Source organism: Prevotella pectinovora, assembly GCF_000834015.1.
Taxonomy (GTDB): Bacteria; Bacteroidota; Bacteroidia; order Bacteroidales; family Bacteroidaceae; genus Prevotella; species Prevotella pectinovora.
The window spans coordinates 1-7258 of the sequence record NZ_JXQI01000004.1 but is presented as its reverse complement, the minus strand read 5'-3'; the positions used below and the strand labels follow the sequence as shown (position 1 = coordinate 7258).

11 protein-coding genes are annotated in these 7258 nt (G+C 40.3%); 9 read left to right on the top strand and 2 right to left on the bottom strand.

What is annotated here, in order from left to right; all coding sequences use genetic code 11:
- Positions 1-93 precede the first annotated feature (93 nt).
- On the bottom strand, positions 94-612 hold the full coding sequence (locus tag ST42_RS14545; RefSeq protein ID WP_394365279.1) for a DUF6444 domain-containing protein: 519 nt from the start codon (positions 610-612) through the stop codon (positions 94-96).
- Positions 613-941: 329 nt separating this feature from the next.
- Positions 942-1076 carry a hypothetical protein gene (locus tag ST42_RS14420; protein WP_262503190.1) on the bottom strand — a complete coding sequence of 45 codons (135 nt, stop codon included), beginning with the start codon at positions 1074-1076 and terminating at the stop codon, positions 942-944.
- 331 nt (positions 1077-1407) lie between these two features.
- Between ST42_RS14420 and ST42_RS00390 the strand changes: the two genes are divergently transcribed.
- The 9 genes from ST42_RS00390 to ST42_RS14155 all read left to right on the top strand — a co-directional run.
- Positions 1408-2031, top strand: a complete 624-nt coding sequence (locus ST42_RS00390) for a YqiA/YcfP family alpha/beta fold hydrolase (protein ID WP_044071833.1) — start codon at positions 1408-1410, stop codon at positions 2029-2031.
- A gap of 12 nt (positions 2032-2043) precedes the next feature.
- Positions 2044-2421 carry a YccF domain-containing protein gene (locus ST42_RS00385; RefSeq protein ID WP_044071832.1) on the top strand — a complete coding sequence of 126 codons (378 nt, stop codon included), beginning with the start codon at positions 2044-2046 and terminating at the stop codon, positions 2419-2421.
- Between the two features lie 34 nt (positions 2422-2455).
- Positions 2456-2689, top strand: a complete 234-nt coding sequence (locus tag ST42_RS00380; RefSeq protein ID WP_044066305.1) for a hypothetical protein — start codon at positions 2456-2458, stop codon at positions 2687-2689.
- A gap of 177 nt (positions 2690-2866) precedes the next feature.
- Positions 2867-3382 (top strand): GNAT family N-acetyltransferase, encoded by a 516-nt coding sequence (locus tag ST42_RS00375; RefSeq protein ID WP_044071830.1) that lies wholly within the window; start codon positions 2867-2869, stop codon positions 3380-3382.
- A gap of 107 nt (positions 3383-3489) precedes the next feature.
- Positions 3490-3891, top strand: a complete 402-nt coding sequence (locus ST42_RS00370) for a hypothetical protein (protein ID WP_231556844.1) — start codon at positions 3490-3492, stop codon at positions 3889-3891.
- Positions 3892-4633: 742 nt separating this feature from the next.
- On the top strand, positions 4634-5671 hold the full coding sequence (locus ST42_RS00365; protein ID WP_044071827.1) for an HIRAN domain-containing protein: 1038 nt from the start codon (positions 4634-4636) through the stop codon (positions 5669-5671).
- A gap of 44 nt (positions 5672-5715) precedes the next feature.
- Complete coding sequence (locus tag ST42_RS00360; protein ID WP_044071824.1) at positions 5716-6126, top strand: lipocalin-like domain-containing protein; 411 nt, start codon at positions 5716-5718, stop codon at positions 6124-6126.
- Between the two features lie 203 nt (positions 6127-6329).
- Positions 6330-6995, top strand: a complete 666-nt coding sequence (locus ST42_RS00350) for a hypothetical protein (protein ID WP_156139263.1) — start codon at positions 6330-6332, stop codon at positions 6993-6995.
- A 48-nt stretch (positions 6996-7043) separates the two neighbouring features.
- The coding region (locus ST42_RS14155; RefSeq protein WP_044071817.1) for a hypothetical protein at positions 7044-7258 on the top strand (215 nt) is incomplete at its 3' end.

Here is a 7258-nt window from a genome sequence, read left to right as displayed (position 1 = left end):
CCTTGGGTATTATCGCAGATGGGTTCGAGTTTCTCTCATGTATGGCTTCACGGAACAAGCTTGCTATCTTGTCGGACCAATCCTGCTTGTCGTTCAATTCTGACAAATACTGCAACTCTCGCAGCAGGTGTGCCATACAAACTTGATGGTTGAGGAATTGAAGTGCAAAGTTACATAGTCAAGCACACGCTCTGCGTCTGCGAGCGTGCCACCGCAATTAGTGCAATAGTTAGGCGTGTCATCAATTGTCTCGTCCGGCGATGGAGAGCAGGATAGTTTGTGGCCGTCATGACCTTCCTGTCCGCCTGGCTTCTTTCCAGTTGGTTTGCGGAGAGTTTTTGTCCTTCTGACTATCTCTTCTTTCATAGTCTCCTTGCTTGGCGGAGTGCTGCTGTTGCCGGAATTCTTCTTGGGCTTCTCGTATTTGGACAGACGCTCTTTAAGTCTTGAATTTTCTTCGTCCTTCTTGCGCAGTTGACGATTCAGAGCTTCTATGTTACGGTTCAGTTTGGCAATCTCAGCATATTGCTGATTGATGGTTTCACGCATCAACCGCATCTCTGCCGTCATGTCTTGCAGCACTTTTGATATGTCCGTAACTTTCTCTTTCACAGGTGTAAAGATACGAAAAATATCCCACATACGCAAGAAATAGAGACACTTTGTTTTTCCTTTTTATAGGTCTTTTGCAGTATATTTCAATCGTGGATTAAGGGTGCAGCCCTACCGCTGAATGGTTATTGGCTGGCATAATCCAAGGAAATTACTAGTTATTGACTATTAACGCCACAAAGATACACAGATAATCTGTATTCCGTCTTTCCCAACTGCGGCGGTATAGTCTCTCTATTGCCTTGCGAGGCTCAAGAGTCACTTACTCCTTTAATGGTAAATGCAGGTTCGAATCCTGTCCGCCGCTCAATGAGAGGTCTAAGAGATACTTACTCCTTTATGTATATTTCCTGCTTCGGCAGGCTAAACTTTCCAACCAGTATCTCAATTACCTCTATTTTATAAACAAGGTCAAGGTAAACATACTTCTCGCTTCTAAAGCAAATGATTTGTAATCCGTCCATGTTTGCCGATTACCTTTTAACCCCAATCGGCCATTAGGTCTCTGACAGTATGATGACCGTTTGTGGGTTTTAAAGCTTGCCTGAATTTTGATTGTTAGATGGATTTTATCAGACCGATTAATATAGTATTTTATACGTGGAAGAATATCTGAAATCACTTTCCATATTGAATATATATATCGGTAAGTCGTGGAAATCATCTGTTTTTGAGACATTTCCACGACTTACCGATATATTTTTATATCTTTGCAGATATATTACACAAATATTGTGTGGGTGAGCATATCTTATCCCAAACAGTATTGACGCATAATAATCCAATGATTATAGCATGAAGAAAATACTTTTCCTACACGGTTTTTTCGCCACAGGCAGTTGTCCGATGGCAATGGCATTGAAAGAGGCTTTCAATGGGACGGCGGTGGTGCAGACTCCCGACCTCCCGTTGCATCCAAAGGAGGCATTGAGGGAGATTCGCTCCATCATCGACCGCGAACAGCCAGACCTGCTTCTGGGCAACAGCTGCGGCTCTTTCCTAGCCCAAATGCTGGCTCCCGTGGTGGGCATTCCTGCTTTGCTCGGCAATCCGTATTTCATGATGACGGAGTTTCTGAAGGAGCGAATCGGCGAGCATGAATACAAGGCACCGAGAAAGGACGGCAACCAGCGGCTGGTAATTGACGAGGCGCTGATTGGGGAGTTTGCAGAACTGGAAGCCGTGCAGTTTGACCATTGCGACCCATATTATAAGGATCGTGTGTGGGGACTTTTTGGTGATAATGACGCCATCGCCCACTTCTGTCCGCTCTTTCTGGAGCACTACAACCACGCCTTCCATTTCCCTGGCGGGCATACGCCTACCGAGCAGGAGGTAAAGACATGGTACGCTCCCCTTGCCCAGAAAATGATGATGGAATTTTCGGCAAAGGAAGAAAGATTTATCAAAACAATATAAAAGAATAATCTTATGCGCATAATAGGAAACTTACTTTGGTTGCTCTTCGGAGGTCTCAAAGCTGCCATCGTTTATTTCACTGGCAGTCTGGCTCTTGCATGTACCATCATCGGCATCCCCTTTGCTATACAGACATTCAAGATTGGTCTGCTCTGCCTATGGCCTTTTGGCTCTACGGTAAAGAAAACGGATAGTCCAACAGGTTGCATTCGCATTCCGCTGAATTTATTCTGGCTGATTTTCGGAGGTTTGTGGGCTTGCCTCGTGCATCTGTTCTTCGGCTTTATCTTATGTATCACCATCATCGGCATTCCTTGGGGAAAACAACATTTCAAGATGGCAGGGCTTTCGCTCGCACCATTCGGCAAGGATGTGGAGTTGGGATTTTAAAGTGGTAAGAAAAGAAGTTTAAAGAAATATGGCTATGACTATTGATACAACAAACCTCTGTTCGCATCTTCAAAAAAAGTTGTTTGAACCTGAGGGAATATATTATCCTATCTGGCAAGCCATGCAGAATGATGAGGAGTTGACAGCCGTAGTTCGCTCACGACAGCTTCATATTTATCGTAATGGCAAAAAGATTCTCATTCTCGCAGGCAAGGCTCAGCCGAAGATTATCAGAGAGGATAAATTGAATGAATTGATAACAAAATAAAGAACGAAGTATATGAGCATTAAAAAGAATGGGATTTATTGGAAGGGCATCAAGCGCCGGATAGGGAGATTCTTTGAGAAGGTGCACGAATGTATACTTATCTTTACCAACTGGCTGGGGTAAGCGCACATAGTAGATAGACTGCGTAAATAGACTGCAAAACATTGAAATAATCGGATGGAAACAGAAAGAATTTTACTTCGCCATTGGCAGGAATCAGATGCAGAGGCGCTCTTCAAGTACGCCTCCGACCCTGACGTAGGACCTCGTGCAGGATGGCCGGCGCATCAGTCTGAAGAGGAAAGTCTGGAGATTATCCGGACATACTTTCATAATGACACGACATGGGCGATTGTGTTGAAAGAGACTGGCGAGGCTATAGGCTGCATCGGCTACTACACCCACACCACCAGCAACATCCCTATCGGAGAAAACGACTGCGAGGTGGGCTACTGGATAGGAAAGCCTTATTGGAACAAGGGAATCTGCACCGAAGCCTTGAAACTGATGCTCGACTACTGCATCCACGAGAAGCATTTCGAAAACATCTGGGCAGACCACTTCACAGGCAATCCTGCATCAGGAAAGGTCATGGAGAAATGCGGTTTCGTCGATACTGGTATGTTGAATAAATGTAGTCAGCTCGTGGGTGGCGACAAGGATATGGTCAAGGTGTTTAAGTACAAAGGATAATAAACTGCAATAAAGGTAATATCTTCCGAAAGCCAGGTATACACTCTTTTGGAGAATGTACGTATCTTTGCACCCAAGAAATTTAGAATTTTAAAAGGCTTAGGATTATGAAGGAATTATTCTTTAATACCATACAGGAGTTCAACGACTTCATCGGGGTGAAAACGCTTCATCCCTTAGTAAGCATTGCACGTGTAGAGAACACCGCTCCGATACAGGAGGCTGTGCATCACTACGGACTTTATGCCCTCTTTCTGAAGGAAAACAAGGGCTGCAAATTGTCATACGGCAGAACAGAATATGACTTTGACGAAATGACCGTCACTTCGTTTGCTCCAGGACAGTCGGTTAAAGTGAAACCTAATCCAGAAGTACCGTTTGCCAAATATACGGTATTGGCATTCCATCCCGAGTTGCTCAACCGCACTCAGCTTGGCAAGAACATCTCCCGATACGAGTTTTTCGACTATACAAGCAACGAAGCCTACACCTATCCGCTGCCGAGGTAAACATCTCACAGAAAAGCAGTTGGCACATCAACTAGGTAATCTACAATTACATGGACGATGAAGGCAACATCAAACTGCCCGAAAGCACCGCCCTAACGACTAAACCTGGTAGTGGTGTTAGAGGTGGCGGTGGCAAGTTGGATGGATAGTACCATCCCAACAAGGTTGACAATACCCCCATTTAATCTCTCTCATAACAATAACAGCGTTTTTTGCATTACCCCTTAGGAATAATGTAAGAAACGCTGTTATTTGCCTTTATCGTGACATAAGTGCATTAAAAAATTAGTTATTTTTCAACCAATAGACCATAAAGTTTTTATTCTCACATAATTTTTAGTAACTTTGTGGCACATTCGCAACAAATGCGTTTGCAAACATACATAAGGCGTCGTCAACGCTTTGCTCATTGAACTTTCTGAACGTAGGAAATTCAAATTGGTTGTCAATGGCATTGCAGAGAAGATGTCACGGGTAGGTTGTATAATCAGCCCTCGTAGTGTGCCAAGGAGGATTAACCTCATCGGCACACTTTTCGGGGCAATGTATAACTTTCAGCGTGAGATTCTATCTGTTCGTCATCAACCAATGGCTTCCTACGGCCGAGAAAGAGTGACGAGCAAGTGTAGAGTCTCACGTTTTTGCGTTTAAGTTAAATATAATAATAGAAGTTCCATAATCGATATATTTAAGACGATTGCTTTCGTATATCATCAAAACCTTACCCAATAAGACAAAGAATATGAAAAGTAGTATTTCTTTAAGTTTTTCTGTCGCTTTTGACAAGAACGACATGACTGGAGACATGGATAAAGATTCTCTTGAAGCAAGAATATCAGGATTGTCTTTCTATGTTGACTTTGATAATTATACAGAGTATTCAATAGAAGGCGGTTATCTAAAAACCGAGCCTAACAATCAGCATGACCCTAATGCAATTGCTATTTTTCATGAAAGTGGAAAGCATATTGGATATGTTTCGAAGGAGTGCATCCTTGGAGTAAAGAAATTTACCGATGGAGATAATGCGCCTTGTCTCATCTATATTGCACCTTTCATTGACAAAGAAGGAGAGAAAGGTCTTAAAGGTGTGGTTCGCATTTTTAGATATTATGATGGGCAGGCTGGTTATGTAAACAATATGATGGAACACTTTATCAATGTTTATGCCTTAAAACTAAAAGATGAACTAGAAGAATTTGAGGCGAAAATACATGAAAAGTACGAAAGTCTCTTAACGGACAGCCCTGATGATGAAGGACATATTACGTTCAAGGGGGTTCCATTAAATGGTTCAATAGAGAAAGTAAGAGCAAAAATCATGAATGCAGGCTTCGATAATGATGGAGAATCTCTTACCGGACAATTTGCCGGGCTAAAAGTTAAGATATATGTAGGTGGAAATGAAGAATTGAACCACGTCTATTCAGTAATTGTTGTTTCGGAGCAAGAGCGTTCTTGGGAGTCTTTGAAGAGTAAATATCTGAATGTGAGAGAACTCTATATGAGAAAATATGGAAATCCAACAACTGATTCACGTACATTTTGTGACCCATATTACGAAGGTGATGGTGACGAATTGGAAGCAACAGAAAATCAGAAATGCTTATATAGTTCTAAGTTTACTGTGCCTGGTGGCGAAGTGTCTATTTTTATAATAAACAGAAGTGTTATGTTTAATTTTGAAGATGCAATTAACAAGAAATTATTAGGAGAAGATGAGGAATATGAAGAAGCCGATGATTGTGATGAAGATTATGACGCTTATGATGATATATAAGTAAGTTTAAACTATTAATATACAAGTAAATAAAAAAAAACAGTATGAAAACAAACAAAATTTGGAGCATATTAGCAATGCTCGTAGTATCAGTAACAGTTGTGTTCTTTACGTCATGTAGTAGTGACGATGACGGAGACGGCAGCAAAGACATCAATGTGCAAGAAGTAGTTGGAACATGGACATGTACCGCAAGTACAGATAAAGTGGATGGAAAACCTATAACCGGTTATATGGTTGGCGAGTCCATTACTATCAGTGAGGATGGCAAATTCTCTTCTACTGCAAGCTCCATCGGCAATGGAACATGGGAGCTTAACGGCAATAAAATGTCAGCTAAGAACACATATGGTGACACTTTCAGCGCAACGATTGTTGTTAGTGGCAATAAGATGAAATGGAGTGGTTCATCAAGTCAAGGCGTAAGTTTTGACTATACCTGGAAGAAGAACTAGAAATCCTACGAATAAATTGCAATGTATACATTCTTAATAAGGAATTAGCATTCGATATAAGCTATAGCATCACCGTTGTATTTTTGCGACGGTGATGTTTTGCGCTTTTAATTAAAATAATATGATGCATCTTAACGAGCATCGCAAGATGAATATAATTTGTTATAGCAGCAAGGGCTAGAACAACCAAAATGCATATCATTATGAAACAATCATTATATTTAATAATAACCTCAATTGGATGTGGCATTGTTTTGTCATCATGCCAATCGAGAGTGAAAAACAGTTCTTTTTCCAAGGACACAGATACAGTTAATACCATAATGGAATCTGTGGATAGCACCAGTATTATTGAAGAGCAAAAAAGGATTGCAGCGGAAGAAGCACGATTACAAGAAGGAAAAGCAGAATTGGACAAACTATCTAAAAACTTTAATCAGAAAAAGGACGAGTTTAGTAATAAAATCTGGATTTTTCCTAAAGATAGTCCTAAATATCGAAACAGAAATGCAACTTATTGCTATTTTATGAAACAAAACAAAGAAGTTAGGAATTTTAGGTTTGTCTTTCAGTATGTTAATAGTGACTGGTTATTTATCGAAGACTTAATATTCAATATAGATGGTAAAGTGTTTGAATATAGAAGATTAGATTTTAATACAGACTGTCGAGGGGGACAAATCTGGGAATGGTGTGATTTGCAACTAAGCGATATAGACCTTATACGAGCACTTGAAAAAGCAAAGAATATAAAGATTAAAATGAATGGAGATAAATATTATGACACCCGTACTCTAAAACCTGCGACCATTACGTCTATCCAAGAAACAATTAAGTATTATAAAGCTCTTGGAGGCAAATTTTATTAACAACTAATAATTGCAAATTCATATAATCGTTCTAAGGTAATAATCTTTATGAAGCAAAAGAAAAAGTTTTTATACGTGACATTGCCAATCGTGATTTTAGGTATTTTCGCCTTTGGTTATAAGTATTACTACTGTGATATGGTAACAGATTATCTTCAAGTAACCTATTATCCACAAATGGTAAAACTTTACAGTATTAATTGGGGATATGGTAGAGAGTATTACGATCCTGAAGTAAAAGTGTCAATTAAGAGTTATGAAAA

Bases quoted from the DNA above. Each gene is read 5' to 3' on its own strand.
- ST42_RS14420 (WP_262503190.1), bottom strand. From the start codon at position 1,076: ATGGACGGATTACAAATCATTTGCTTTAGAAGCGAGAAGTATGTTTAC.
- ST42_RS00390 (WP_044071833.1), top strand. From the start codon at position 1,408: ATGAAGAAAATACTTTTCCTACACGGTTTTTTCGCCACAGGCAGTTGT.
- ST42_RS00385 (WP_044071832.1), top strand. From the start codon at position 2,044: ATGCGCATAATAGGAAACTTACTTTGGTTGCTCTTCGGAGGTCTCAAA.
- ST42_RS00380 (WP_044066305.1), top strand. From the start codon at position 2,456: ATGACTATTGATACAACAAACCTCTGTTCGCATCTTCAAAAAAAGTTG.
- ST42_RS00375 (WP_044071830.1), top strand. From the start codon at position 2,867: ATGGAAACAGAAAGAATTTTACTTCGCCATTGGCAGGAATCAGATGCA.
- ST42_RS00370 (WP_231556844.1), top strand. From the start codon at position 3,490: ATGAAGGAATTATTCTTTAATACCATACAGGAGTTCAACGACTTCATC.
- ST42_RS00365 (WP_044071827.1), top strand. From the start codon at position 4,634: ATGAAAAGTAGTATTTCTTTAAGTTTTTCTGTCGCTTTTGACAAGAAC.
- ST42_RS00360 (WP_044071824.1), top strand. From the start codon at position 5,716: ATGAAAACAAACAAAATTTGGAGCATATTAGCAATGCTCGTAGTATCA.
- ST42_RS00350 (WP_156139263.1), top strand. From the start codon at position 6,330: ATGAAACAATCATTATATTTAATAATAACCTCAATTGGATGTGGCATT.